Annotated in this window: 22 protein-coding genes and 2 pseudogenes; 17 read left to right on the forward strand and 7 right to left on the reverse strand. The window is 44.2% G+C overall.

Annotated elements, in window-relative coordinates; translation table 11 throughout:
• Positions 1 to 4: 4 nt before the first annotated feature.
• The 6 genes from glmU to ribBA are packed head-to-tail and all read right to left on the reverse strand — an operon-like array spanning position 5 to position 4,883.
• Entirely contained in the window at positions 5 to 1,369 is a 1,365-nt protein-coding gene (glmU, locus tag ACE01U_RS12015) for a bifunctional UDP-N-acetylglucosamine diphosphorylase/glucosamine-1-phosphate N-acetyltransferase GlmU (RefSeq protein ID WP_395579557.1), read from the reverse strand.
• Between the two features lie 20 nt (positions 1,370 to 1,389).
• Positions 1,390 to 1,911: a phosphatidylglycerophosphatase A family protein gene (locus ACE01U_RS12020; protein WP_395579584.1), complete on the reverse strand. Its 522-nt coding sequence runs from the start codon at positions 1,909 to 1,911 to the stop codon at positions 1,390 to 1,392.
• Positions 1,889 to 2,806, reverse strand: a complete 918-nt coding sequence (gene thiL / locus ACE01U_RS12025) for a thiamine-phosphate kinase (protein WP_395579558.1) — start codon at positions 2,804 to 2,806, stop codon at positions 1,889 to 1,891. Before thiL ends, ACE01U_RS12020 begins: the two co-directional genes overlap by 23 nt.
• 12 nt (positions 2,807 to 2,818) lie before the next feature.
• Complete coding sequence (nusB, locus tag ACE01U_RS12030; RefSeq protein WP_058952409.1) at positions 2,819 to 3,274, reverse strand: transcription antitermination factor NusB; 456 nt, start codon at positions 3,272 to 3,274, stop codon at positions 2,819 to 2,821.
• A 4-nt stretch (positions 3,275 to 3,278) separates the two neighbouring features.
• The gene (gene ribH / locus ACE01U_RS12035) at positions 3,279 to 3,749 is read right to left on the reverse strand and encodes a 6,7-dimethyl-8-ribityllumazine synthase (RefSeq protein ID WP_004684294.1); all 471 of its coding nucleotides are present in this window, start codon (positions 3,747 to 3,749) and stop codon (positions 3,279 to 3,281) included.
• Positions 3,750 to 3,767: 18 nt separating this feature from the next.
• Positions 3,768 to 4,883: a bifunctional 3,4-dihydroxy-2-butanone-4-phosphate synthase/GTP cyclohydrolase II gene (ribBA, locus tag ACE01U_RS12040; protein ID WP_395579559.1), complete on the reverse strand. Its 1,116-nt coding sequence runs from the start codon at positions 4,881 to 4,883 to the stop codon at positions 3,768 to 3,770.
• Positions 4,884 to 5,391: 508 nt separating this feature from the next.
• On the opposite strand from ribBA, the gene ACE01U_RS12045 reads away from it, so the two are divergent.
• Positions 5,392 to 6,786, forward strand: coding sequence for a methylenetetrahydrofolate reductase C-terminal domain-containing protein (locus ACE01U_RS12045; protein WP_395579560.1), 1,395 nt, complete (start codon positions 5,392 to 5,394; stop codon positions 6,784 to 6,786).
• A 2-nt stretch (positions 6,787 to 6,788) separates the two neighbouring features.
• On the opposite strand, the gene ACE01U_RS12050 is transcribed toward ACE01U_RS12045, so the two are convergent.
• Positions 6,789 to 7,454, reverse strand: coding sequence for an epoxyqueuosine reductase QueH (locus tag ACE01U_RS12050; RefSeq protein WP_395579561.1), 666 nt, complete (start codon positions 7,452 to 7,454; stop codon positions 6,789 to 6,791).
• Between the two features lie 372 nt (positions 7,455 to 7,826).
• On the opposite strand from ACE01U_RS12050, the gene ACE01U_RS12055 reads away from it, so the two are divergent.
• From ACE01U_RS12055 to ACE01U_RS12125, 16 genes and pseudogenes are all read left to right on the forward strand, one after another.
• Positions 7,827 to 7,949 (forward strand): hypothetical protein, encoded by a 123-nt coding sequence (locus ACE01U_RS12055; RefSeq protein WP_265733404.1) that lies wholly within the window; start codon positions 7,827 to 7,829, stop codon positions 7,947 to 7,949.
• 576 nt (positions 7,950 to 8,525) lie between these two features.
• Complete coding sequence (locus tag ACE01U_RS12060; RefSeq protein ID WP_058952405.1) at positions 8,526 to 9,443, forward strand: LysR family transcriptional regulator; 918 nt, start codon at positions 8,526 to 8,528, stop codon at positions 9,441 to 9,443.
• A 240-nt stretch (positions 9,444 to 9,683) separates the two neighbouring features.
• Positions 9,684 to 10,812 (forward strand): annotated as a pseudogene (gene fruB / locus ACE01U_RS17065) (fused PTS fructose transporter subunit IIA/HPr protein); the annotation flags it as partial.
• Positions 10,813 to 10,898: 86 nt separating this feature from the next.
• Positions 10,899 to 12,548, forward strand: a pseudogene (gene ptsP / locus ACE01U_RS17070) (phosphoenolpyruvate--protein phosphotransferase); the annotation flags it as partial.
• Positions 12,549 to 12,555: 7 nt separating this feature from the next.
• The gene (gene pfkB / locus ACE01U_RS12070; protein WP_395579562.1) at positions 12,556 to 13,488 is read left to right on the forward strand and encodes a 1-phosphofructokinase; all 933 of its coding nucleotides are present in this window, start codon (positions 12,556 to 12,558) and stop codon (positions 13,486 to 13,488) included.
• A 4-nt stretch (positions 13,489 to 13,492) separates the two neighbouring features.
• Positions 13,493 to 15,202 (forward strand): fructose-specific PTS transporter subunit EIIC, encoded by a 1,710-nt coding sequence (locus ACE01U_RS12075; protein ID WP_395579563.1) that lies wholly within the window; start codon positions 13,493 to 13,495, stop codon positions 15,200 to 15,202.
• Between the two features lie 301 nt (positions 15,203 to 15,503).
• Positions 15,504 to 16,127, forward strand: coding sequence for a beta-ketoacyl synthase chain length factor (locus ACE01U_RS12080; RefSeq protein ID WP_119064462.1), 624 nt, complete (start codon positions 15,504 to 15,506; stop codon positions 16,125 to 16,127).
• Positions 16,121 to 16,924, forward strand: a complete 804-nt coding sequence (locus ACE01U_RS12085; protein WP_086210684.1) for a lysophospholipid acyltransferase family protein — start codon at positions 16,121 to 16,123, stop codon at positions 16,922 to 16,924. Before ACE01U_RS12080 ends, ACE01U_RS12085 begins: the two co-directional genes overlap by 7 nt.
• A complete protein-coding gene (locus ACE01U_RS12090; RefSeq protein ID WP_086210683.1) occupies positions 16,917 to 17,177 on the forward strand; it encodes a phosphopantetheine-binding protein in 261 nt (86 codons plus the stop codon). Before ACE01U_RS12085 ends, ACE01U_RS12090 begins: the two co-directional genes overlap by 8 nt.
• Positions 17,178 to 17,186: 9 nt before the next feature.
• Complete coding sequence (locus tag ACE01U_RS12095) at positions 17,187 to 17,435, forward strand: acyl carrier protein (RefSeq protein ID WP_317110386.1); 249 nt, start codon at positions 17,187 to 17,189, stop codon at positions 17,433 to 17,435.
• Entirely contained in the window at positions 17,432 to 17,986 is a 555-nt protein-coding gene (locus tag ACE01U_RS12100) for a COG4648 family protein (protein WP_395579564.1), read from the forward strand. The genes ACE01U_RS12095 and ACE01U_RS12100 overlap by 4 nt, the downstream gene beginning before the upstream one ends.
• Before the next feature lie 78 nt (positions 17,987 to 18,064).
• Positions 18,065 to 19,726, forward strand: a complete 1,662-nt coding sequence (locus ACE01U_RS12105; RefSeq protein WP_395579565.1) for an ApeI family dehydratase — start codon at positions 18,065 to 18,067, stop codon at positions 19,724 to 19,726.
• A gap of 14 nt (positions 19,727 to 19,740) precedes the next feature.
• Positions 19,741 to 20,475 carry a glycosyltransferase family 2 protein gene (locus ACE01U_RS12110; RefSeq protein WP_395579566.1) on the forward strand — a complete coding sequence of 245 codons (735 nt, stop codon included), beginning with the start codon at positions 19,741 to 19,743 and terminating at the stop codon, positions 20,473 to 20,475.
• A 17-nt stretch (positions 20,476 to 20,492) separates the two neighbouring features.
• Positions 20,493 to 21,407 carry a lysophospholipid acyltransferase family protein gene (locus tag ACE01U_RS12115; RefSeq protein ID WP_395579567.1) on the forward strand — a complete coding sequence of 305 codons (915 nt, stop codon included), beginning with the start codon at positions 20,493 to 20,495 and terminating at the stop codon, positions 21,405 to 21,407.
• Between the two features lie 5 nt (positions 21,408 to 21,412).
• Positions 21,413 to 22,945 carry an HAL/PAL/TAL family ammonia-lyase gene (locus ACE01U_RS12120; protein WP_395579568.1) on the forward strand — a complete coding sequence of 511 codons (1,533 nt, stop codon included), beginning with the start codon at positions 21,413 to 21,415 and terminating at the stop codon, positions 22,943 to 22,945.
• Positions 22,946 to 22,954: 9 nt separating this feature from the next.
• Positions 22,955 to 23,374 carry an acyl-CoA thioesterase gene (locus ACE01U_RS12125; protein ID WP_004684321.1) on the forward strand — a complete coding sequence of 140 codons (420 nt, stop codon included), beginning with the start codon at positions 22,955 to 22,957 and terminating at the stop codon, positions 23,372 to 23,374.

Raw genomic sequence — 23,374 nt, forward strand, 5'->3', positions numbered from 1 at the left:
CCTCTTATTTCTTGATCTTTTGCGGACGTTGGTAGTTTTCTTTCGTAAACTGCTTAGAACGTTCTACCGCTAAACTATTTTCTTCGACATCGCGGGTGATGGTTGAGCCAGCCCCGACAGTTGCGCCGTTGCCAATGGTGACTGGGGCAACCAAAGCACTATTTGAACCAATAAAGGCATGATCGCCAATGATGGTTTTAAATTTGTTTGCACCATCATAGTTGCAGGTAATGGTTCCTGCACCAATATTAGAGCCACAGCCCACTTCAGCATCACCCAAATAAGTAAAGTGGTTGGCTTTAGACCCGACACCGACTGTTGAGTTTTTGACTTCTACAAAGTTGCCAATATGTACTTCAGCCGCGAGTTTGGCACCTGGGCGTAAACGGGCAAAAGGTCCAATCTGCACATCTTCCCCGACAATAGCTTGATCAAAAATACTATAAGGCTGAACTTTGGTGCCTGCCGCGATTTTGGTATTTTTAATGATGCAGCCTGCGCCAATTTCTACATGGTCACCGAATTCACATTCGCCTTCAATGATGACATTGATATCAATGCGCACATCTTGTCCAACGACTAAGTTACCACGAAGATCAAAGCGACTAGGATCAATTAAATGCACACCTTGTTGCATGAGTTTTTTAGCTAGATTTGCTTGGAACTGGCGTTCTAAAGCTGCCAGCTGAATACGGTCATTGACCCCTTCAACTTCGAAGGCTTGTTCAGGCTCAACTGAGGCAACGGTCAAACCATCAGCCAATGCCATTGCCACAATATCTGTCAGGTAATATTCGCCTTGCGCATTGTTATTGCTGAGTTTGGGTAACCATTCGTGCAATTTGGCATTGCTCACACAGTAAATGCCGGTATTAAACTCTTTGATTTGGCGCTGTTGCTCTGTTGCATCTTTATGTTCAACAATTGCTTGAATCTGACCATTCTCACGGACGATACGACCATAGCCTGTTGCATCATCCACAGTGAGTGTGACTAAGCCGATACCAGTTTGGCTCGATGCATCTAATAGTTTTTGTAGCGTATTCTGGCTAATGCAAGGCACATCACCAGAGAGAATGAGGGAAATACCATCTTGAGGTAAAACGGGCAGGGTCATTTGTACCGCATGCCCAGTACCGAGTTGTTCTGCTTGTTCAACCCATTTAATGTCTTGATCTGCAAAAGCTGCTTGAACCCGATCGCCACCGTGACCATAGATCGTAATGATGTTTTCAGCGTGGATTTTTTTTGCTGTTTCAATCACATGACCGAGTAAAGGACGCCCTGCAAGTGGTTGTAGCACTTTGGGTAACGTCGAACGCATACGCGTTCCTTTACCTGCAGCAAGAATAATAACAGTCGTTGACATGTTCTAATCCTAAAAATGGCCTAGGCCACGGTGAAATAAAAATAAAGCCCAATACAAAGTGCGGCCCAAAGACCAGCAATAATGTCATCAAGCATGATGCCGAAACCACCATCGACTTTTTGGTCAATGACACGGATTGGCCAGGGTTTCCATACGTCAAATAAGCGGAATAAGGCAAAACCAAGCAACAGCCACAGCCAATTCATTTGCCCTAAATACAGTACAGGCAAGAAAGCGATGGATTGGCCTGCAAATTCATCCCATACGATACGTCCATCATCATGTACTCCCATGACTTTGGCGGTATGGCCGCAAATATAAATGCCGATCAGAGACATGAAGATGATGGCAATAATGGTGTTGGATAAGCCAATTGCAAGCCAGATTGGGACGAACAGCAGTGCAAAGGCTGAACCAAATGTTCCTGGTGCTTTGGGTGCTAGTCCTGAGCCAAAACCTACACCGCAAAACACGATGAAACGGTCGTACCCAGACATCTGACGAAAGAGGATAGGAGGCTTATGCAAAGTGTTGATATCCAGTAAATTGCAATGAATGGTCTAAGCCATTTTGTTGAAAACGTAGACCGCTTTGAGCGTCAACTTTTCCAATCACGTTGATCTTAGTATGGTTTTGTTGTTGCAAAAGTTTTTCATAATTCTGCGGACTTATTGTAAAGCATAATTCATAGTCATCGCCACCCGCCAAAGCATATTGCCATTGTTGTTCTCGTGTTAAATCTTGTAGAGCGATGTTGATGGGCAATTGATCAAGCTGTAGGGTCGCACCGACATTTGAGGCCTTTAAGATATGACCTAAGTCTTGTGCTAAGCCATCGGACACATCAATCATACTATGTGCCAAGCCTTTGAGTACTTGGCCCAGTTCACAGCGTGGGGTAGGGTAGTCCAAACGTTGTTGCAGAGGGTGGCCCAAGTGTTGCAGTGCGAAGGCGGCATCACCAACCGTACCACTAACACAAATTAAATCACCCACTTGAGCAGCGGAGCGGGTGACGGCTTGGCCGATATCGACCCAGCCCAGTGCAGTCACTGAAATGGTCAGATGTGGGCTTTGGGTGGTGTCTCCACCAATTAAACTCACGCCAAATTGATCGCAACAATCATATAAACCCTGACTAAAGCCTTTAAGCCAGTCATGATCAATTTGGGGTAAGCTCAAGGCCAGTAAAATACTCTGAGGTTTCGCGCCCATTGCGGCGATATCAGATAAATTGACCGCGACAGATTTCCAGCCAATCGCATGGGGACTGGTATCAAGCGGGAAGTGACGTCCAGCAACGAGAGTATCGGCACAGATGACCAATTGTTGCTGTGGAGGAGGGGTGAGCAAGGCTGAGTCGTCACCGACGCCTAAATCGACAGAATAAGGACTCTTACGATTAAAATAGCTATCAATGATCGAAAACTCAGCCATACAACAAATCTACTACTGTGAGTTCGCTTGTTGCTTTTCTGCTGCACGTAAAGTTGTTGCTAAACGATCTAATACACCATTGATGTATTTATGGCTGTCTGCACCGCCAAAGTGTTTAGCAAGCTCGATTGCTTCGTCTAAAACCACACGATATGGAATTTCAAGATGTTCCTTGAGTTCATATGCGCCTAAACGAAGGGTCGCAAGTTCAACGCCGTCAAGCGCAGAAACGTCGCGATCAAGCACAGGGATTAAGAGCGCATCCAATGCTTCATGATTGGCAACCACTTGGGTTAACAATTCATGATAATAGCTCAGATCCACTTTGTGCATGGCATTTTCCACACGCGTACGTGCTTCAATCTCATGGACTGGATTGTGGCTCATTTGCCATTCGTAAATTCCTTGTACAGCAAAGCGACGTGCTTTACGTTTTGCTGCATAAGTTGCTTGCAATGTTTGCGACATAGCGTTAAATAGCCTTTAACAAGTTAACCATTTCAATTGCAGTAAGAGCAGCTTCGCCGCCTTTATTACCTGCTTTTGTACCCGAGCGTTCAATCGCTTGTTCGATACTATCCGTAGTCAATACACCATTAATCACTGGAAGACCAGATTCTAGGCCAACCACGCCTAAACCTTTGGCACATTCACCTGCAACAAAGTCGAAGTGAGGTGTGCTACCACGAATCACAGCACCCAGTGCAATGATGGCATCAAAGCGTTCAGACGCCACTAATTTCTTAGCTACGACAGGAAGTTCCCACGCGCCTGGTGCATGAACAACAGTGATATTATCCTCTGATACACCATGACGTTTCAATGTATCAATTGCACCTTCTAATAGATGTTCGACAACAAAACTGTTAAAACGACCCACTAAAATCGCATAACGGCCTTCGCTAGCGAGATGTAACATACCTTCAATACGGCGAATTGCCATAGCAACCTCGATGATTTTTTAAGTTGTTTGATGTGCGGTGATATATTCCACCACTTCTAAATTAAACCCAGAAAGTGCATTAAAGCGTAAAGGTGAGCTTAAAAGCTTCATCTTTTCTACGCCTAAATCACGTAAAATTTGTGCGCCAACCCCAATGGTTTGGTACTGCTGAGATAAAGCAGCATTGGATTTGGTTGGTTTTGGTGCGGTAAGGCTGTCTAAGGCTGGGCCTAAGTCTTGTAAATGACGTTGACCAATCCAAACCAAAACACCCCGATCGCTACTTGCGATTTCTTGCAGCGCTTTGTCGAGATTCCATGCTGGCTCGCCGTCCTTTTTATTGAACTTAAGCAAGTCACGAACAGGGTTGAAACCATGAACACGAACGGTGGTTACCCCTTCTTTCGGTTCACCTTTCACCAAAGCCAAGTGAATATCTGGATTGCCTAATTCGCGGTAACGATATAAGTCAAAAGTCCCATATTCGGTATCAATGCTTTGCTGATCAATCCGTTCAACCGTTTGTTCATTGGTCATACGGTAGTGAATCAGATCCGCAATGGTGCCAATTTTTAAACCATGCTTTTCAGCAAAAAATTCAAGATCGGCACGACGCGCCATTGTGCCATCTTCATTGATGATTTCACAGATGACAGATGCAGGCTCTAAACCCGCTAGGCGAGACAAATCACAACCTGCTTCGGTATGCCCAGCACGGTGCAGTACACCGCCAGGCTGCGCCATCAATGGGAAAATATGACCCGGTTGAACGATGTCGGATGGTTTGGCATGTGCCGCTACAGCCGTTTGAATGGTATGCGCACGTTCCGCAGGTGAAATCCCTGTAGAAATACCTTCTGCTGCTTCAATTGAAAGCGTGAAGTTGGTGCCATGTTGTGCGCCATTGGCATCGACCATCAAAGGAAGATTCAATTGTTTACAGCGATCACGGCTGAGCGTTAAGCACACCAAACCACGGGCATGGGTGATCATAAAGTTGATGTCTTCTGCGCGAACATGGGTCGCTGCAATAACTAAATCACCTTCATTTTCACGATCTTCGTCATCCATCAGGATGACCATCTTACCTGCACGGATATCTGCAACTAGCTCTTCAACAGTATTGAGCGGCATCAACCTTCACCTTCATTGTTGTCGTCATGGACGATGTATCATTTGTTTTCATTGGCACATAGTTTAAGCTTTTTTCAGGCTTTTGCCTATGCGCGAATCATTTCCCTGAGTTGTCCATTGTTATACACAGTCAATCTCAGCTTGAAAAGAGACCTTTATTTTAAAAAGCCGAAAAGTGCTTAGTCTTTAAACAATTGAAAAGCATAAAAAAGAACAATCTTATCGAAAATAAGTCAATCGGCGTAGTAAATAAGGGGGCTAGACAAATGTTGTGTTGGTACTGGTGTGTCGTTGAGCGCTCAAGTCATTCTTTTTTGCATTTGAGCATCAGGTTTAATTCGAGATGGACACGGCAATTGCGTAATCCGATCAGGGGGCACTCATCGGGTAGAGGGAGAGTTAACGAAATATTAAATGTGCCGTAGTGAATAATCAGACGATTCGTCATCTCTTTTTGATTTGTACTATAATTCTTCTTTTTTTAATCCTCTGGATTATTTCTCCTGTGATGTCCTTACTTGCTCAATATTTTGCACAGCAACAATTTTGCGTATTGGTTGAATACTTAAGCGTGCAGCAAGCCCAATGGCCTGTCAAAACTCAATTTGCAGGTTTTCCTGCGGCTATGACGCTGGCCGATCGGGTACATGCGGATGACGATGAAGCGCCTTTAATGGTCGCCAAGCAGTATCCACAAGCGATTGAAAAAGTCATTCACTTTTCGGGGAAAGCGCGCGATATACGGGACTTTGAGCAGTTTTTGCAGGATGCAAAAATACAGGGTCAAAAGAACCTGTTGCTCTTAACGGGCGATAAATTAAAACAGCACCACTACAGCCATGACTTAGAGCCACGGACACGTTATTTGGAGTCTGTGAATGCTGTCATGGAAGCCAAACGCCAAGGCGGTTTTCATATCGGTGTGGCGTTTAATCCGTTTAAATATGCGGAAGCGGAAAAAGAGGCACAATATCTGAAACTGCATAAAAAGATGAAAGCAGGGGCGGATTATGTGATTACCCAATTGGGCTATGACATGGCTGCTTTACAGGATGCGCATGCATTTTTAGCGCAACATCAGTATGCGCAGAAAATTTTAGCCTGCGTTATGCCACTGACCTTGGCGCGGGCTAAGTTTATGCTGAAACATAAAGTAGCCGGCATTGTGATTACCCCGCATATATTGAAGGTGTTACAACAGGAAAAAGAACAGGGTTTAAGTGATGGCGTTTATGTGCGCTGCGCATTACAGATTCTTATGTGTCGACATTTGGGCTTTGCGGGAGTGCATTTATCGGCTTGCCATCAGCCTGAAGAACAAATGTTGTTGGAACGCTATATTGAAGAATATCGACACTTGAGTTTTGCTGAGTGTGAACGACTTTGGAATACGCTTTGGCAGGTGCAAACAGGTACGGAATTTCATCCGAAGCTGACTTATTATTCACGGCCTGCGACCTCAAGTCAGATCATTAAATACCAACATCTGCATCTGATGCACGATGCTTTATTTGAATCTAAACTGGCTAAAGGAGTAGGGCGGTTTATTTTTAATTTTAATGTTTGGGATCGAACGAAAGCCAACAATGCATTACTGAAAACGGAACATTTGAGTAAGCATGCAGTGGTGGGCTGTGAGAGTTGTGGTCAATGCCGTTTAGGCGAGACCCTGTACATTTGCCCAGAAACTTGCCCCAAAGGCTTGGCTAATGGGCCTTGTGGTGGAACCAGCTTAGACCGCTGTGAATTTGGTGACCGTGAATGCATTCATTCCGTCAAAGCACGCTTAGCCAAAGCGGTTGGACAAACAGCGATTTTAAAAGAAAAGCTGATTCCGACCGTGTCGATTGCGGTACGTGGAACCAGCTCTTGGAAAAATTGGTATGTGGCGTCTGCGAACTAAAATCAGCTGTCCTGATCCATGGCATTGGAATAGAACTTTTCTCCGAGTTTGATGCGCTCACGGCCTTGGCTCATGCGCCAGCGGTTGCTATCCCGCAGTGAATACACACAACCACAGTATTCTTGTTGATAAAATTCTTCACGTTTGCTGATGTCTAGCATGCGTACCGCACCGCCATGTTTGCGCCAGTTATAGTCCCAGTACTGAATGCCTGCATAATGTGAAGCAGAACGGTGTCCGCATTCATTGATCTGTTGCATATTCTTCCAACGGGAAATGCCGAGAGAGCTACTGATTAGGCTAAAGCCATGTTCTGCCGCATATAACGCCGTTCGTTCAAACCGCATATCAAAACACATGGTACAACGGATGCCTTTCTCTGGCTCATTTTCCATCCCTTTGGCACGTGCAAACCAGTTGTCTGTATCGTAATCACAGTCAATAAATGGAATATGATGTTTTTCTGCAAAGCGAATATTTTCTTCTTTACGAATTAGATATTCTTTCACGGGGTGAATATTGGGATTGTAAAAAAAGATGGAAAAATTGATACCTGACTCAATCAGGGTTTCCATGACTTCACCTGAACAAGGTGCACAGCAGGAATGCAGGAGCAGCTTGTCATGACCTGTGGGGAGGGTAAGTTTCTGACGTTCGAGCTTCGGCATATTGAATGGTTATATATTTAAACCAGACAGTTTAAAACGTCTAAAAGACAGATCAATCCAGATTGGGTGAAGAATTCTCAGGATGAGCTGATGAATTTTCATGATCAAAAGCGAGTTGAGTCGATGATTAAGATATGCACTTAGCCTTGTAATGGATATAGAGAGAACATTTGATAGGTCTAAACTTGCATAATGGATCGAGATTCGTCATCATTTACACAAAGGGTGTTTAACAGTTGTGTTAGATAGGTATTCGTTGAAGGCGGGCCACTTCAACAGCAAGAAAGAGAGTATCTAACAGTGCTGCATTTTTTTACTACGCCTTCTAATAAGGAATTGGAGTGTCGTCATAATTTCCAATTTGAAACGGATATGCGATTGATTCAACGCTGTAAATTTCTTGAAGATCAAGATGAGAAAAAAGCCATTCAACATCTTTTAAAAGAACGTGGTTATACCAAGGCTGAGATTTTAAAACTCACGATTGATAGTTAAGTTAACATTGAAAAGAGCTTCCAAAATAGGAAGCTTTTTTTGTTTTTGCATGCCTTGTTTTGTATCTCGTTAGTTTGAGATACAAACGACTTTTGCTCCCTGCTTACATGATGCTTCACGTGGAACATCAAAAACCAAGGCTGAGGCAAATAATGTAGTGTGCTTTAGTTGATCGAAGGTGTTTGAAAACATCAGCTTTATATAAATGAGATGAATATCACTCAGGTATATAATAGGGTGGATTGAGCTTAACCCATAAGAAGTGTTTAGCTGTGGTTTTTAACTTGTAGTTGATCGTGCCAATCATTTTCTTTACTTGTTTGAGAGTTACTTTCATGTCTAAAACAGGCTTCAGCAGTAAATTGTGGCTTGCATCTCTGAGTTATTGATTGTGTGCTGAATATATTTACATACCGTGTAGGGCGGTAAAATTTTTGTTATAGACAGCATGATTTAAAATTAAATAATGAAATAAATTAATAAGTTTAATTTAAAGGTGAAAAATATTAAGTATTAGGCGTAATTATCAGTTAAGCTATACCGTATCTATTAAAATTAAACCTTGAGTTGCGCCAGATGTTAGAACTCCGCCATTTAAAAACTTTAACCGCCTTAAGAGAGCATGGCTCATTGGTCGCTGCTGCAGGGGATTTGTGTTTAACCCCTTCAGCACTATCGCACCAGTTGCGTGAGCTTGATCAATGGTTTGGTGTGGAGGTGGTGAATCGTCGCAGTCGCCCTGTTAGTTTTTCGAATGTTGGACAGCGTCTATTAAAGTTAGCGGATGAGGTGTTACCACAGGTACAAATTGCACAAAGCGACATTACCCGTATCGTACATGGGCAAACAGGACGCATTACCTTTTCTTCTGAGTGTCATAGTTGTTTTGATTGGTTAATGCCGTTGTTAAATCAATATCGTCAGCAATATCCTGATGTTGATTTGGACTTTGCTTCAGGCTTTGAGGCGAACCCGCATGAATTATTACAGACGGGCGAATTTGACCTATTGATTACAGCCGATCCGATTGCATTAAAAGGGGTAGAATATTTCCCAATTTTTGAGTACGAGTCACGTTTGGTCTTATCCAATACCCATCCTTTGGTTCGCGCTAAAGAGATTACTGTACAAGAGCTTGCCGAAGAGACTCTTATTACCTATCCAGTTGATAAACATCGTTTGGATATTATGTCGCGTCTGTTTATTCCAGCCAATATTCTGCCAAAACAAATCCGTACCACCGATCTGACTCAAATGCTGATCCAGTTGGTGGCAAGTGGTCGTGGTATTGGTGCGTTGCCAGACTGGGTAGTGAATGAATATGAACAAAAAGGCTGGGTGACTTCACGTCGTTTGGACTGTGTAGCACCTGAAGGTTTGCGTCGTACTCTCTACGCTGGATATCGTACTGAAGAAAAAGAAAAAGACTATTTTGAAGGCTTTTTAAAGCAGCTCGATAAATTTGCCAAAAAAAGAGCGCAATACTATATCTAGTTGAAAAATAAAAAGAGGAGGAACATATTTCCTTCTCTTTTTTTAACTATTCTTAACTATTTATAATTTATGAAAATTTTTCTTCATAAAATATTAAACCTTTATTCACGATAACAATCATTTAAATGATTGACTAAAATATACAGATTTTCGGGTAAATCCTGAGTAGAATTCGACTTTTATTTTTTCTCCAGTAAAAAAGGCATGGCTTCTCACTATGCTGCTTTGCAAGGACGTTTTATGCTCGCGCTAGATATACAACATGTTCGAATGAAACAACACGCCACTGATAAGGCACAAGCGTTGCAATGTCTAGTCGATATCTTAGTCGAAGACCAATTGGTTACCCCTGATTATATTCATGGCTTGACCGCGCGCGAACAACAAAGTGCAACGTATTTAGGGCAAGGAATTGCCATTCCGCATGGGACACCTCAGTCGCGCCAATCTATTTTAAAAACGGGTATTCGTCTGGCGCACTTTCCTGAAGGAATTGTTTGGGACGGTGAAAATAAAATTTATTTAGCGGTGGTGATTGCTGCGAAATCAGATGAGCATTTGCAAGTCTTACAAGTTTTGACACGGGCTTTAATTAACAAGGTCGCTGACCAAGTGAAACAGGCTCAATCTGCAGAGCAAATTATTGCATTATTACAAGCCCAACCAGCATCTTTGGCATTGCATGAAAATTTAATCGCCACTCAAGTTCCCGCACTAGATGTAGAGGATTTGATTTGGCAGGCAACACAGCTACTGAAACAGCAAAAAATGGTGGAGTGTGGTTTTCTGTCGGGTTTAAACCTAAAAAGCATGATTCATTTAGGGGAGGGGGTCTGGTCGATCACTTCGAACCAGCATGTTTTGAGCCCAGCTGTAAGTTTGGTAAAAGCGGAACAGGTTTTAAGCCATCAGCAGGAAATGCTCAAGACTTTGGTGTGTATTGCCAGTAATGAGCAACTGGATATGCCACGGTTTCAACAATTAATGGATATTTTGTTTGATACTGAACAAGTTCATACCCTCAACCAAGAGCAAGATAGTCACCAGTTGGCGCAGTTAATTGGTGCTGAACTGATTCCTGATTGGCCATCTCGTCGTATTGTCTTAGCCAACGCTCATGGACTGCATGCGCGTCCCGCGACACACTTGGTCAATATGACCAAGAAATTTGCAGGGGATATTCTCGTTGCTGTAGATGAGGGGGCTTACGTTTCGGCAAAAAGTTTAACCAAATTATTAGCCATGGGATGCCGTCGTGGTCAAACTCTGACTTTTATTGCACAACCTGATACCGATGCTGTAGCAGGCTTAGAACAGATTATTGATGCAGTTCAACAGGGCTTAGGAGAAGAGGTTGAAGCTATTGACCTTGTATCTCATCAGCACAGCAGTAGTGACCCAGTCGGAAATACTTTGGAATTACTGCGTTTTGAATCACATGGCGATACGGGGAGCTGCGGTATTGCAGCATCAACTGGCCTTGCTTTTGGTCCTGCACATGTGGTGAAGCCACGTGAATTTAGCTATGAACGTCTCGGACAGAGCTTTAAAGCTGAGAATGAAAAGCTTGAAATTGCGCTTCATCAGGTGAAAAACAGCTTACGTCAATTCATTGCACATACTGAATCTACCGCCATTAAACAGATTTTCATGGCACATTTGGAAATGCTGGATGACCCAGACCTCATCCAAAGTGTGCAACGCGGTTTAAAACAAGGGTTGTCTGCTGCGGCGGCTTGGCATGAGCATATTGAAGTGGCTGCGACTGCGCAGGCTGCACTTAGTGATCATTTACTGGCAGAGCGTGCGGCTGATTTGAGAGATATTGGTGAGCGTGTTTTGGCTGCTTTGTGCGGTGTTGCTGAGGTCACAGAACCCGAGCAACCTTATATCTTAATTATGCATGATGTTGGTCCAAGTGATGTCGCGCGTCTGAATAAAGACCGGGTTGCAGGTATTTTGACTGCGGTTGGTGGGGCGAGTGCCCATAGTGCTATTGTGGCACGTGCTTTGGCTATTCCAGCGGTCGTAGGTGCGGGTGCAACTGTTTTAAGTATTGAGAACCATGCCACCGTGCTGATTAATGGGGATACAGGTGAGTATGTGGTCTCACCAGAGCCAAGCCAGATTGATCATGCCATTGCAGAGCGCCAACGCCAGCGTGAGTTACGAGAACAAGCGGAACAGCACTGTTTAGAACCTGCCATCACACTGGATCAACATCAAGTTGAAATTGCAGCCAATATTGGCAAAGTAGGCGCTACGATACAGGCTGTGGCAGATGGGGCAGAAGCAATTGGTTTGCTACGCACAGAATTGGTCTTTATGTCACACAGCAGTGCGCCTGATGAGGCTACACAGGAAGCCGATTATCGGGTGGTGTTAGATGCTTTGGCGGGTCGTCCATTGGTGGTACGTACACTTGATGTGGGCGGGGACAAACCTTTGCCGTATTTGCCTATTGAAAAAGAAGAAAATCCATTCTTGGGCTTACGTGGTATTCGTCTGACTTTACGTAAGCCAGAATTGTTACGTCAGCAATTGGTTGCCTTACTTAAAGCTGCGGATAATCGCCCATTAAGGATTATGTTTCCTATGATTGGGCGGGTTGAAGAATGGCGAGCAGCAAAAGCGATTTTGGATGAGGTTCGCATACAGCATCCATGTGAAAACTTACAAGTCGGTATTATGATTGAGGTTCCTGCGGCAGCATTGTTGGCTCCGATTCTTGCTCAAGAAGTTGATTTTTTTAGTATTGGAACCAATGATTTGACTCAATATACTCTGGCGATTGACCGTGGTCATCCGCTGTTGTCTGCTGAAGCTGATGGCTTACATCCGAGTATTTTGTTATTGATTGATCAGACTGTTCGGGCAGCACATCAGCATGGTAAATGGGTGGGCATTTGTGGTGAATTGGCTGCTGACCCAAAAGCTGTGCCTGTATTGATGGGCTTGGGCGTGGATGAGTTGAGTATGTCGAGTACCAGTATTCCATTGGTGAAGGCGCAAATTCGTGGTTTGAACTATATAAATTGCCAACAGGTCGCACAGCAAGCCTTAAGTTGTGACAGTGCAACCGCCGTACGTGCATTGGTGGAGTAATTACCGAATGGCTAAGATATTAAGCATTACCCTGAATCCTGCAATTGACCTCACCGTGCAATTGGATCAACTAAAAATTGGCGAGGTCAATCGTCAGTTAACGGCCCAAAGCCATGCAGCAGGTAAAGGCTTAAACGTGGCACAGGTCCTTAAGGATTTGGGACATGAACTGATTGTGAGTGGCTTTTTGGGGCAAGAAAACCGTCAAATTTTTGACCATCATATCCAGCAAGAGCAATTTGATAACCAATTTATTTATGTTGCAGGTGAAACACGACAAAACATTAAAATTGCAGAAGCCTCTGGTCAGATGACAGACATCAATGGCAAGGGCTTTTTTGTGGATACCGCCGCAAAACAACAGCTACGTGAACGCCTATCACAACTGATTTTTGCAGTGGATGCGATTGTGATTGCAGGTAGTTTGCCACAAGGTTTTTCTGCAGAAGAGCTTTCAACGCTGATTATATGGTTACAGTCTGAGGGTAAAAAAGTCGCAGTGGATACCAGTGGTATTGCATTGAAAGCGGCAATTGCTGCCCATCCTTGGTTGATTAAGCCCAATACGGATGAGTTGACGGAAACTTACCATTTGCCAGCAGAAACTTTTGCAGAACAACAGCACCTTTTTGCCCGTTTAAATAGTCAGATAGAACACATTGTGGTCTCGATGGGTGAAAACGGGGTGAACTGGCTTCACCGCACACAATCCCTGCATGCTACTGCACCGAAGGTCAGCGTCCAAAGTACGGTGGGTGCAGGAGACTCCTTAGTGGCAGGGATGATTCATGGCTTGTTGAGTTCAACTTCCCCAGAAGAAACATTGAAAACAGCAACCGCAATTGCGAGCAATGCCGTGACCCAAATAGGGTTTGCCCTTCCAGACTTTGCTGTTATTGAAGATTTGAAATCGCAAATCTCAGTCCAATCATTGAGTTAATACGATGCAAGAGATAAAACATATTCTATTTGTGCCACATAGTCCCGAGCAGCCGATTAATGCAGTGATTTTGGCCAAAAAATTGTCCAAAGCAGCAACAGCACTTGGTATTTCCAATCATGTAGCGACGTCAGTCGAACATCTCGATTTATCAAATGCTATTGATACGGTTGTTTTTGTGGGACAGAAGTCGACAGATACAGATCAACTGCGTGACAAAGTTGTGAAAGTCATTCGTTTGGGTGCCGCACAACATGATGCGACCATACTTTTGCAACAAGTCTTTGAGCATTCAGATGCTGTAGATGAACCTATTGCAGACAATGCTGAGGTTACACGGTTTGTCGCAATTACAGCATGTCCAACTGGTGTTGCACATACGTTTATGGCGGCCGAAGCCTTGCAACAAGGTGCAGTAAAGCATGGTTATCAGATTGATATTGAAACCCAAGGTTCGGTTGGGGCTAAAAATATTTTATCGGCAGAATGTATTGCCAATGCAGATGTGGTGATCTTAGCAACGGATATTGAGGTCAATACCGATCGCTTTGTAGGCAAACGTGTATATCGCTGCGGTACGGGATTTGCCCTTAAGCAAACCGATAAGACTTTTGCAAATGCAATTGCTGAAGCCAAAGTGCTTGAAACGGGTAAGCAAACAGCCACCAAGACAGAAAGTGAAAACAAAGAAAAAGCTGGAATTTATAAACACCTTTTAACGGGGGTGTCTTTCATGCTGCCGATGGTGGTGGCGGGCGGTTTGATCATTGCGATCTCGTTTATGTTTGGCCTCAATCCTGTTGAAGGGAGCTTTGCAGCATCCTTAAAACAAATAGGCGCTGCAGCATTTACTCTCATGGTGCCTATGCTGGCAGGTTACATTGCCTATTCTATTGCGGATCGTCCGGGCTTAACCCCTGGTTTGATTGGAGGCTTGCTTGCAACACAATTAGAGGCAGGCTTTCTCGGTGGCTTAGTTGCAGGTTTTATTGCAGGTTATATTGCGTTATTTTTATCGAAACAATTAAAACTCCCAAGTAGCCTAGAAGCCTTAAAACCAATTTTGATTATTCCACTATTAGCCAGTTTAGCTGTTGGTTTAATCATGATTTATGTGGTTGGACAGCCTGTTGCACAATTGTTTGAATTACTTACACACTTCCTTGCCAATATGGGTACGACCAATGCCATGATCATGGGGATTATTCTTGGGAGTATGATGTGTATTGATGTTGGGGGGCCAATTAATAAAGCCGCTTATGCCTTTACGGTAGGCTTACTGACGTCACAAACATACGGACCGATGGCGATTACCATGGCCGCGGGTATGGTACCGCCATTGGGTATGGCAATTGCAACTTTTCTGGCAAAGCATAAATTTGCCAAACCTGAGCAAGATGCAGGGAAGGCTGCTGTGGTCCTTGGCCTATGTTTTATTTCGGAAGGAGCTATTCCGTTTGCAGCCAAAGATCCGATTCGAGTGCTTCCATGTACGATCGCAGGTGGTGCTGTAACGGGGGCTTTGGTTGCATTGTTTAAATGTGAATTGGTCACTCCGCACGGCGGTGTAATGGTGCTGATCATTCCGAATGCGATGAATTATCCATTAAAATATTTATTGGCGATTGCGATTGGAAGTGTGGTGACTGGTGTAGCTTATGCCGTGATCAAACGCCGTTTGCCACAAACTGAGCCTGTCATTGCTCAAGCTTAATGAAGATCCTTTCTTGTTAAGCCTTTGGTTTGCCAATAGATATAATCAAAGGCTTATGGTGCGATCTTTTAAAATGATACAACGTGTAGGTTAAATGTAGTCCATGTTACGTGGGGATACTAAAAATCCGCCAATTTAGAGGTATTGATAAAAAAAGCGGCAATTTTTTATTGATAAGTGAATGGTATTTCACATTTTTATTTTTGAAAACAACGTGGTTTTGTTATTTTTTGTGAAAAATTTGGCTCGGTGCTATAATTGCGCGCCTGATAATTTGTCAATTTTTTAAACACTGATCATGATGATGCAACTCCACGTATCCCGCTTAAATCTAAGTTCGGTTGATCAAGAATTATCAGCTATAGAACACATTCCTGCGATGCAACGTCGACGTTTATCGCGTCTGGCAAAGCTGGCTTTGAATAGTGCCATACAAGCTTTAGATACCTGCAATGTCGATTATATTGTTTGGGTGTCGCAATATGGCGATGAAGCCAAAACGCTGAATATATTAGAAGATGTCTTGAGAGAGCAAACGCCTTCACCGACACAGTTTTCAACCTCGGTTCATAATGCCATTTCAGGCTTGTATTCTATTTTATGTCAGGATGCGACACCTGCGACCAGTTTGGCAGGCTCGTGGAATGACGGGTTGATTGAAGCCTATGCGTGGTTAAAAACACAGCCCGAAGCCCGTCAGGTTTTGCTGGTGTATTATGATGATGCACTACCTGAAATTTATATCGAGCATCAGCCATTTGCTGCTTTTGCGATGGGTGCTGTGATTTCATTAGCGCCTGCAAATTTGATTTTAGAGTCAGAACATCACATCGCTCAAGATCCTGCTTATCAACAAGCTTTAGCGTTTAATGCGTTTTGGAACAATAACAACGAAACTGAATTTGAAGTGTGGACAAAATGCTGAAATTAGATGAAATCAAGCAAAAAGCCAACTATGCATGGCGTGTTGGGGCAACGGGCTTTAGCTTTGCCAGTTTTGGCTTAGGCGGTGTGGCGATTGGTAGTTTGATTGCACCAATGGTCAAGCTGAGTTCACAAGACCCAGAAGTTCGCAAGCAGCGCACCCAAAAGGTCATTAAGCACAGTTTCAAAGGTTTTACCGAGATGATGGTAAAACTGGGCATTATGACCTATACGGTTGAAGGTTTAGATAAGCTACAGCACAGCCAACAAGAGCTGGTGATTGCCAACCATCCGACACTGATTGACGTGGTGGTTTTAATTGGTTTAATGGAACAAGCGAATTGCGTTGTGAAACAGGCGCTGTGGTCGAATCCATTTACCAAAGGTCCTGTACAAAGCGCAGGCTATATTTTAAATGCAGGTTCCGAGCAGTTTATTCAGGACTGTGTACATAAATTACAACAAGACCATGCTGCCTCATTGCTCATCTTTCCTGAAGGAACACGGACGGCCAAAGGTGAGCAGTTGAACGAGTTCCAGCGTGGCGCAGCCAATATTGCACTAAGGGCAGGGGTACCGATTCGGCCTGTGCTAATTAGCTGTACGCCCTCGACACTCACTAAAAACGAAAAATGGTATCACATTCCAGAACAGCCTTTTCATATCCATGTAAAAGTCTTGGATGCGATCCGCGTGGAAGACGTATTGGATGACGTAACGGTCAATCCAAAAAATGTACGTCAATTAAATCAACAATTACAGTGGTTTTTTAACCAAGAGTTATCCCTAAATGACTAATCTTGCTGATGAATTAAAGCAAATGATTATTGATGTCCTTGCCCTTGAAGACATCAGTATTGAAGACATTGATACAGGCGCGCCTTTGTTTGGCGATGGTCTAGGTTTGGACTCGATTGATGCCCTTGAATTAGGCTTGGCATTGAAAAAACGTTATGGCATTCATTTGAATGCAGAGTCTGCAGAAACCAAAGAACATTTTAAATCAATTCAAAGCTTAGTGGCTTTGGTTGAAGCACAGAAAACAGCATAAGAGGTTGCTATGCTTGCACAAGAAACCGTGTTAGAAAAATTACGTGAATGGATGGAAGAGCTGTTTGAAATTGCGCCTGAAGATGTGCAATTAGAGTCAAACCTAGCTTCAGACCTCGATGTTGACAGTATTGATGCCATTGATTTGGTGGTAAAAATTAAAGAGTTGACCGGCAAACAAGTCAACCCTGAAGACTTTAAAAATGTGCGCACCGTAGAAGATGTGGTGGTCGTGATTCAGAATATGTCGGCTGCATGAACAACATCTTAAAAGGGGTAGCAGGGGTTGGATTGATCCTCTATCCTTTTTTTGTGGCTTATGCTTTGGCACATGGACAGTATGTCTGGGTCAGTGCGGTATTGATTGTACTGGGCGTTCTGCGGCTATTGAGTAAGGGCAATGCCCTGCTGTGGCCATTGACGGGTTTTGCCATTTTATGTGGCGGGCTGAGTTTGATTTTAAAAGATCATGCGTGGCTTAAACTCTATCCTGTCTTTATGAGTCTTGGGGCGCTGTTTATTTTTGCCAGCACCTTGATTCGACCGCCTTCAATGATTGAACGTTTTGCACGTTTGGCAGAGCCTAATCTGCCCGAAGAAGGAGTAGAATGGACCCGTCAAGTGACCAAAGTTTGGTGTGGTTTTTTTTGCATCAATGCGGTCATTGCCCTGATCACTGTTTTCTTTGCACCGATGAAGATTTGGGTGCTGTATAACGGTTTGATCTCTTATGTCTTGATGGGTGGACTGTTACTGGGTGAGTTTGTGTTGCGTAAACGCCAGCAACGACTGCATCAGGCACAGAAATAACAGCATTTCCGTCAGGGCAACTGAAACAGTGGCCTCGAACTATAGCGATTAGAAATACGGTTTTTAAAAACAAATTTTATGTCTTGTCATTTTCAACATCATCTCCATTCATCGCGTCCCTTGTGTATTCAGGCGGACTCAAGTTTTGTGTCCTTTCACACTTTTTGGTTGGATGTAGCTGTGCAGGCTACGCAAATTCAGCAGTTGGAACAGCCAGTATGGGCGCTTTGGGAACAAGACAGTTATGAGTTTTTGGTATTGTTGTTTGCAGCCTTGCAAGCAGGTAAGCAAGTGCTGTTGCCGCCGCATCGGGTCAGTGACTTAGAAAAAGAATTGGCTGAACAGCAGATTTATTTTTTACAACGTTTGCCGTCGACAGCATCGTCAACCTTTGAGCTTCAATTTGATGCTGCCTTTCTCAATCAGGCACAGCTGTATTTCTATACTTCGGGTTCAACAGGGCAGCCGAAAAAGATTCCGCGCACCTTGCAACAATTGTTCAATGAAGTCTGTGGTTTGGAAGCCAGTTTTGATTTGCCTGAGCGGGCAGTTGCGATTGCCACGGTGAGTCATCAACATATTTATGGTTTGTTGTTTAAGCTGTTGTGGCCCTTAGCCAGTGGACGTAGTTTCTACCAAAAACAACTGGCTTTCCCAGAAGATGTGGTTGATCTTCAAAAGAAAATTGCCCATCTGCAACTACCCAATTATCTGATTTCAAGTCCTGCATTGTTGAAGCGCTGGACCACAGATGTGGTGTTGCAAGACTGCCATCGGGTCTATTCCTCTGGCGGAAAGTTGGATGCAGGTGTGCGTCCTTTGCTGAACCGTCCCATTACCGAAGTGTTTGGTAGTTCTGAAACAGGCGGGATTGCTCACCGTCAGGCGGATGATGCACTATGGACACCCTTTGCCAATGTCGAAATTAACTGCGCCGAGCAGCAAGAGTTAGCCGTTAAAACCAACCATGCCTATAGCGAGGATTGGATTTTGACAGGTGATAAAGTGCAGGTTATGGATGCAGATAATCCCAAAAGTTCGTTTCAGTTGTTGGGGCGTTTGGACCGCATTGTCAAACTCGAAGAAAAGCGGTTAAGTCTCGATGCGATTGAAGCAAAAATCGCTGAGTTGGCAGAAATACAGCAGTGCCATGTTTTAATTCATGAAAAAGAACAGCGTCAGATGTTGGCGGTGGTGGCAGTGTTAACGGATGATGCAAGGGCGCTGCTCATTGAAAAGGGTAAAGCTGCCTTTACCGCACAGCTGAAAAAACACTTACAACTGAAATTGGAAAGTATCGCGATTCCGCGGCAGTGGCGGTTTTTAACGCAAATGCCACAAAATGCACAATCGAAGCTGAACAAACAGTATTTAAAATCACTCTTTCAGCCGATGACTCTGCCTGTGGTATTGACACAGCAGTCACAGGATATGCAGATCACTTATGCTTTGGAGTTTGTGCCTGAGCTGGAATGCTTTAAAGGGCATTTTCCGAACTTCCCGATTTATCCGGGCGTAGGGCAAATTGGATTTATTCAACATTTTGCCAAACAAAACTGGGCAGATTTACTGTGGTGCAATGGTTTTGAGCAGTTAAAATTTCAAGGACTGATCCAACCCTATCAAACGCTGGAACTGGTGCTCAGCCGTAAAGCACATAAGATCAGTTTTGAGCTGAAAAATCATGACAAAATATTGGCATCAGGACGTTTGCTGTTTGCTGTCCCTGTAGACGTTTAAGCCGAGAGACAAATATGAAACACTGCTTTGTGATTCCTGTGTATAACCATCCGCATTATTTGGCTGCGTTACTGTCACATTTAAGCGCTTTTGAGTTACCCATTATTATGGTGAATGATGGCAGTGATGCTGATTGTACAACAGTGTTACATCAGCTTGCGCAGGACTACCCAAGGGTCGATTTGGTTGAACATACCCACAATCAAGGGAAGGGGCAGGCGGTGATCACGGGTCTCAAGCATGCCTTTCAATGTGGCTATAGCCATGCTTTGCAACTGGATGCGGATGGACAACATGATTGGCAGGATGTGCAACGCTTTTTAGACATCTCTATCCAGCATCCCGAAGCCATGATTATTGGTCAGCCGATCTTTGATGCGACTGTTCCAAAAAAACGTCTCTATGGCCGTTATGCAACCCATATTTGGGTGTGGATTAACAGTCTGTCTTTTGACATTAAAGACAGCATGTGTGGCTTTCGTGTTTATCCTTTGGCGCAGACGGTGAACATTCTAAATACAGCCAAGTTTCAACCGCGGATGGGCTTTGACTCGGAAATTTTGGTGCGTTTGAAATGGGATAATGTGCCGTTTATCAATTTGCCCACGCATGTCGTTTACCCTGAAGGTGGCATTTCACATTTTGATGTTTGGCGTGACAATTTGGGCATGGCGCGCGCGCATAGTCGCTTGTTAGGTGGCATGCTGCTGCGGTTCCCCAAACTGATTTATCAGAAAGTTAAAGGCTAAGGCGGTCAGAGAAGCATATGCAGAAATGGAGCGCCGTGAAAGAGCGGGGCGGGATGTTGCCGCTGATGCTGATGCTGGGTTTCTACCGTTTGGGTGGGCGCTGGCTGTGTCGGGTCATCTTGTACTTTGTGATTTTATGGTACTGGCTCTTTTCCAATACCGTGCGTCAGGCTTCTCTGTTGTACTTAAAAAAACTGCATCATTTTGCAGGTGCACAGTCACCGTTTCAGGCTGAGCCGCAGCTTTGGCATAGCTATACGCATTTGATGCAATTTGGCGAATGTATTTTAGATAAAATTGAAGGTTGGCTTGGGCATATTCCTGAACAGAACTTAAAGCTACATGGTCATGCGCACTTTCGCTCGCACTATCAAAAAGGTGCGGTGATTGTGGTGTCGCACTTTGGCAATATTGAATTACTGCGCGCCGTCAAAGCAGAGCATCCGCAGAGAATTAATGTGTTGGTCTATCAAAAGCATGCCACCAAGTTCAATGCATTTTTAAAAAAACTGAATGAACATGCCGATGTCAATTTGGTTTCGGTGGATGAGTTGGGGATCGAAACAGCACTGATTTTGCAGGATAAGTTGGATCAAGGTGAATGGGTGATTGTGGCTGCAGACCGCGTACCTGTGCAGTCAGATCGGGTACAATCGGTTGCGTTTTTAGGTGAGCAGGCGCTGTGGCCACAGGGCGCATGGATTTTGGCCAGTTTGTTGAAAGCTCCTGTGCTGGCTGTGTTTTGCTATCGAGTCGATACACATTTTGAAGTGCATATCCATCAAGTCGCGGAGCAGTTAAACTGGCCACGTAAAGAGCGTTTACAGGCCATGCAACAGACCACACGACAGTATGTGGAACTGTTGGAACAGCATTGCATACGTGCGCCCTATCAATGGTTTAATTTTTATAATTTTTGGAATAAAGGATAAGTCTTGTGTTAATTGTTGGGGAAACTCCGCTCAGTATTGAAGATGTTGTGGCTGTAGCGCGTAAGGAAAAACAGGTGGCATTGCCTGCCTCTGCTGAATGGACAGCATTGATTCAACGTGGCGCAGATTTCCTCGATCAGCTGTTGCAAGACGAAGGCGTCATTTATGGCGTGACCACGGGCTATGGCGACTCGTGCTTGGTTGAAATTCCAGCCCACCAAGTGCATGAGCTGCCGCTACATTTGTCGCGTTTTCATGGCTGTGGCATGGGGCAAAACTTAGACTTAATTACAGCGCGTGCTGTTGTGGTGGTGCGTTTATGTTCTTTGGCACGCGGTTATTCGGGTGTTTCGCATGCCTTGTTGCAGCGTTTGGTCTGGATGCTGAATGAAGATGTGATTCCTGTGATTCCCTCGGAAGGTTCGGTGGGTGCCAGTGGGGACTTGACGCCTTTGTCTTATATCGCTGGGGCCTTGGTCGGTGAGCGCGATGTGTACTATCAAGACCAGATTATGCCGATTGCACAAGTGTATGCCGAAAAAGGTATACAGCCTTTGGTGATGCGTCCTAAAGAAGGCTTGGCCCTGATGAATGGTACAGCGGTTATGACCGCCATCGCTTGTCTGAATTATAAAAAAGCCGAACAGATTTCTTTTGCCAGTACTTTGATTACCGCCCTGAATGTTTTGGCTTTAGAAGGGAATCCAAGCCATTTTGATGAAGTCTTGTTTGCGCAAAAACCACATCCGGGACAGCAACATATTGCAGCCCAATTACGTGACTGGTTGAATAGCGAAGTACAAACCGAACACCAAAGTTCACGTCTGCAAGACCGTTATTCATTGCGTTGTGCGCCGCATGTGATTGGGGTGTTTGAAGATTCTAAAGTCTGGTTGCGTCAGTTTATTGAAAATGAGCTGAATTCAAGCAATGACAATCCATTGATTGATCCGGTGAACCTGCGGGTACTGCATGGGGGACATTTCTATGGCGGACATATTGCCCAAGCCATGGACAGCCTGAAAATTATGATCGCGAATATTGCCGACTTGATGGATCGCCAGTTGGCACAGTTAGTCGACTATAAAATGAACAATGGTTTGCCGCGCAATTTAACTGGTTCAAGCCCTGAGCGTTTGCCGTTGAATCATGGCTTTAAAGCGGTGCAAATTGGGGTTTCGGCATGGACAGCAGAAGCCTTGAAACAAACACTCGCAGCGTCGATTTTCTCACGTTCAACCGAATGTCATAATCAAGACAAAGTCAGTATGGGCACCATTGCTGCGCGTGATGCCAGTCGAGTGATTACCCTGACTGAACAAGTGATTGCGGCACTCAGCTGTACAGCGGTTCAGGCGGTCAAACTCAAAGGGGTAGATACAGAACTCAGCCCTGTTTTAACAGCATTTCAACACTGGGTACTTCAGAGCTTCACCTATGTAGTGGAAGATCGTCCTTTGCAACAAGAGCTTCAGGCATTGGTTCATCGCTTTGAGGATTTAGAACTGTTAGACAGCATTGCTGTTCAATATTCATAGGAAATGGGCATGCATGCTGATGTAATCATTGAAGTGCCTTTTCATGATGTCGACACCATGAATGTGGTGTGGCACGGGCATTATTTAAAATATTTTGAAATTGCGCGCTGCAAACTGCTGGATCAATTTCACTATAACTATAACCAAATGCGTGACTCGGGCTATGCATGGCCGGTGATTGAAAGTCATGTGCGTTATGTACAAGGCATCGAGTTTGAGCAAAAAATTCGTGTGCGCGCCATTTTAAAAGAATGGGAAAATCGCTTAAAAATCGAATATCTGATTTTCGATGCGGTTTCAGGCAGAAAGCTGACCAAAGGCTATACCTCGCAAGTGGCGGTACACATTGAAAAACGTGAAATGTGCTTCCAGTCGCCACAGGTGTTGCTGGACTGTTTAAATGCATGGCCTGAATTTAAAGCGGAGTAA

Source organism: Acinetobacter halobius, from assembly GCF_044130335.1.
GTDB lineage: Bacteria > Pseudomonadota > Gammaproteobacteria > Pseudomonadales > Moraxellaceae > Acinetobacter.

Bases quoted from the DNA above. Each gene is read 5' to 3' on its own strand.
- glmU (WP_395579557.1), bottom strand. From the start codon at position 1,369: ATGTCAACGACTGTTATTATTCTTGCTGCAGGTAAAGGAACGCGTATG.
- thiL (WP_395579558.1), bottom strand. From the start codon at position 2,806: ATGGCTGAGTTTTCGATCATTGATAGCTATTTTAATCGTAAGAGTCCT.
- nusB (WP_058952409.1), bottom strand. From the start codon at position 3,274: ATGTCGCAAACATTGCAAGCAACTTATGCAGCAAAACGTAAAGCACGT.
- ribH (WP_004684294.1), bottom strand. From the start codon at position 3,749: ATGGCAATTCGCCGTATTGAAGGTATGTTACATCTCGCTAGCGAAGGC.
- ribBA (WP_395579559.1), bottom strand. From the start codon at position 4,883: ATGCCGCTCAATACTGTTGAAGAGCTAGTTGCAGATATCCGTGCAGGT.
- ACE01U_RS12045 (WP_395579560.1), top strand. From the start codon at position 5,392: ATGTCCTTACTTGCTCAATATTTTGCACAGCAACAATTTTGCGTATTG.
- ACE01U_RS12050 (WP_395579561.1), bottom strand. From the start codon at position 7,454: ATGCCGAAGCTCGAACGTCAGAAACTTACCCTCCCCACAGGTCATGAC.
- ACE01U_RS12055 (WP_265733404.1), top strand. From the start codon at position 7,827: ATGCGATTGATTCAACGCTGTAAATTTCTTGAAGATCAAGATGAGAAA.
- ACE01U_RS12060 (WP_058952405.1), top strand. From the start codon at position 8,526: ATGTTAGAACTCCGCCATTTAAAAACTTTAACCGCCTTAAGAGAGCAT.
- pfkB (WP_395579562.1), top strand. From the start codon at position 12,556: ATGGCTAAGATATTAAGCATTACCCTGAATCCTGCAATTGACCTCACC.
- ACE01U_RS12075 (WP_395579563.1), top strand. From the start codon at position 13,493: ATGCAAGAGATAAAACATATTCTATTTGTGCCACATAGTCCCGAGCAG.
- ACE01U_RS12080 (WP_119064462.1), top strand. From the start codon at position 15,504: ATGATGCAACTCCACGTATCCCGCTTAAATCTAAGTTCGGTTGATCAA.
- ACE01U_RS12085 (WP_086210684.1), top strand. From the start codon at position 16,121: ATGCTGAAATTAGATGAAATCAAGCAAAAAGCCAACTATGCATGGCGT.
- ACE01U_RS12090 (WP_086210683.1), top strand. From the start codon at position 16,917: ATGACTAATCTTGCTGATGAATTAAAGCAAATGATTATTGATGTCCTT.
- ACE01U_RS12095 (WP_317110386.1), top strand. From the start codon at position 17,187: ATGCTTGCACAAGAAACCGTGTTAGAAAAATTACGTGAATGGATGGAA.
- ACE01U_RS12100 (WP_395579564.1), top strand. From the start codon at position 17,432: ATGAACAACATCTTAAAAGGGGTAGCAGGGGTTGGATTGATCCTCTAT.
- ACE01U_RS12105 (WP_395579565.1), top strand. From the start codon at position 18,065: ATGTCTTGTCATTTTCAACATCATCTCCATTCATCGCGTCCCTTGTGT.
- ACE01U_RS12110 (WP_395579566.1), top strand. From the start codon at position 19,741: ATGAAACACTGCTTTGTGATTCCTGTGTATAACCATCCGCATTATTTG.
- ACE01U_RS12115 (WP_395579567.1), top strand. From the start codon at position 20,493: ATGCAGAAATGGAGCGCCGTGAAAGAGCGGGGCGGGATGTTGCCGCTG.
- ACE01U_RS12125 (WP_004684321.1), top strand. From the start codon at position 22,955: ATGCATGCTGATGTAATCATTGAAGTGCCTTTTCATGATGTCGACACC.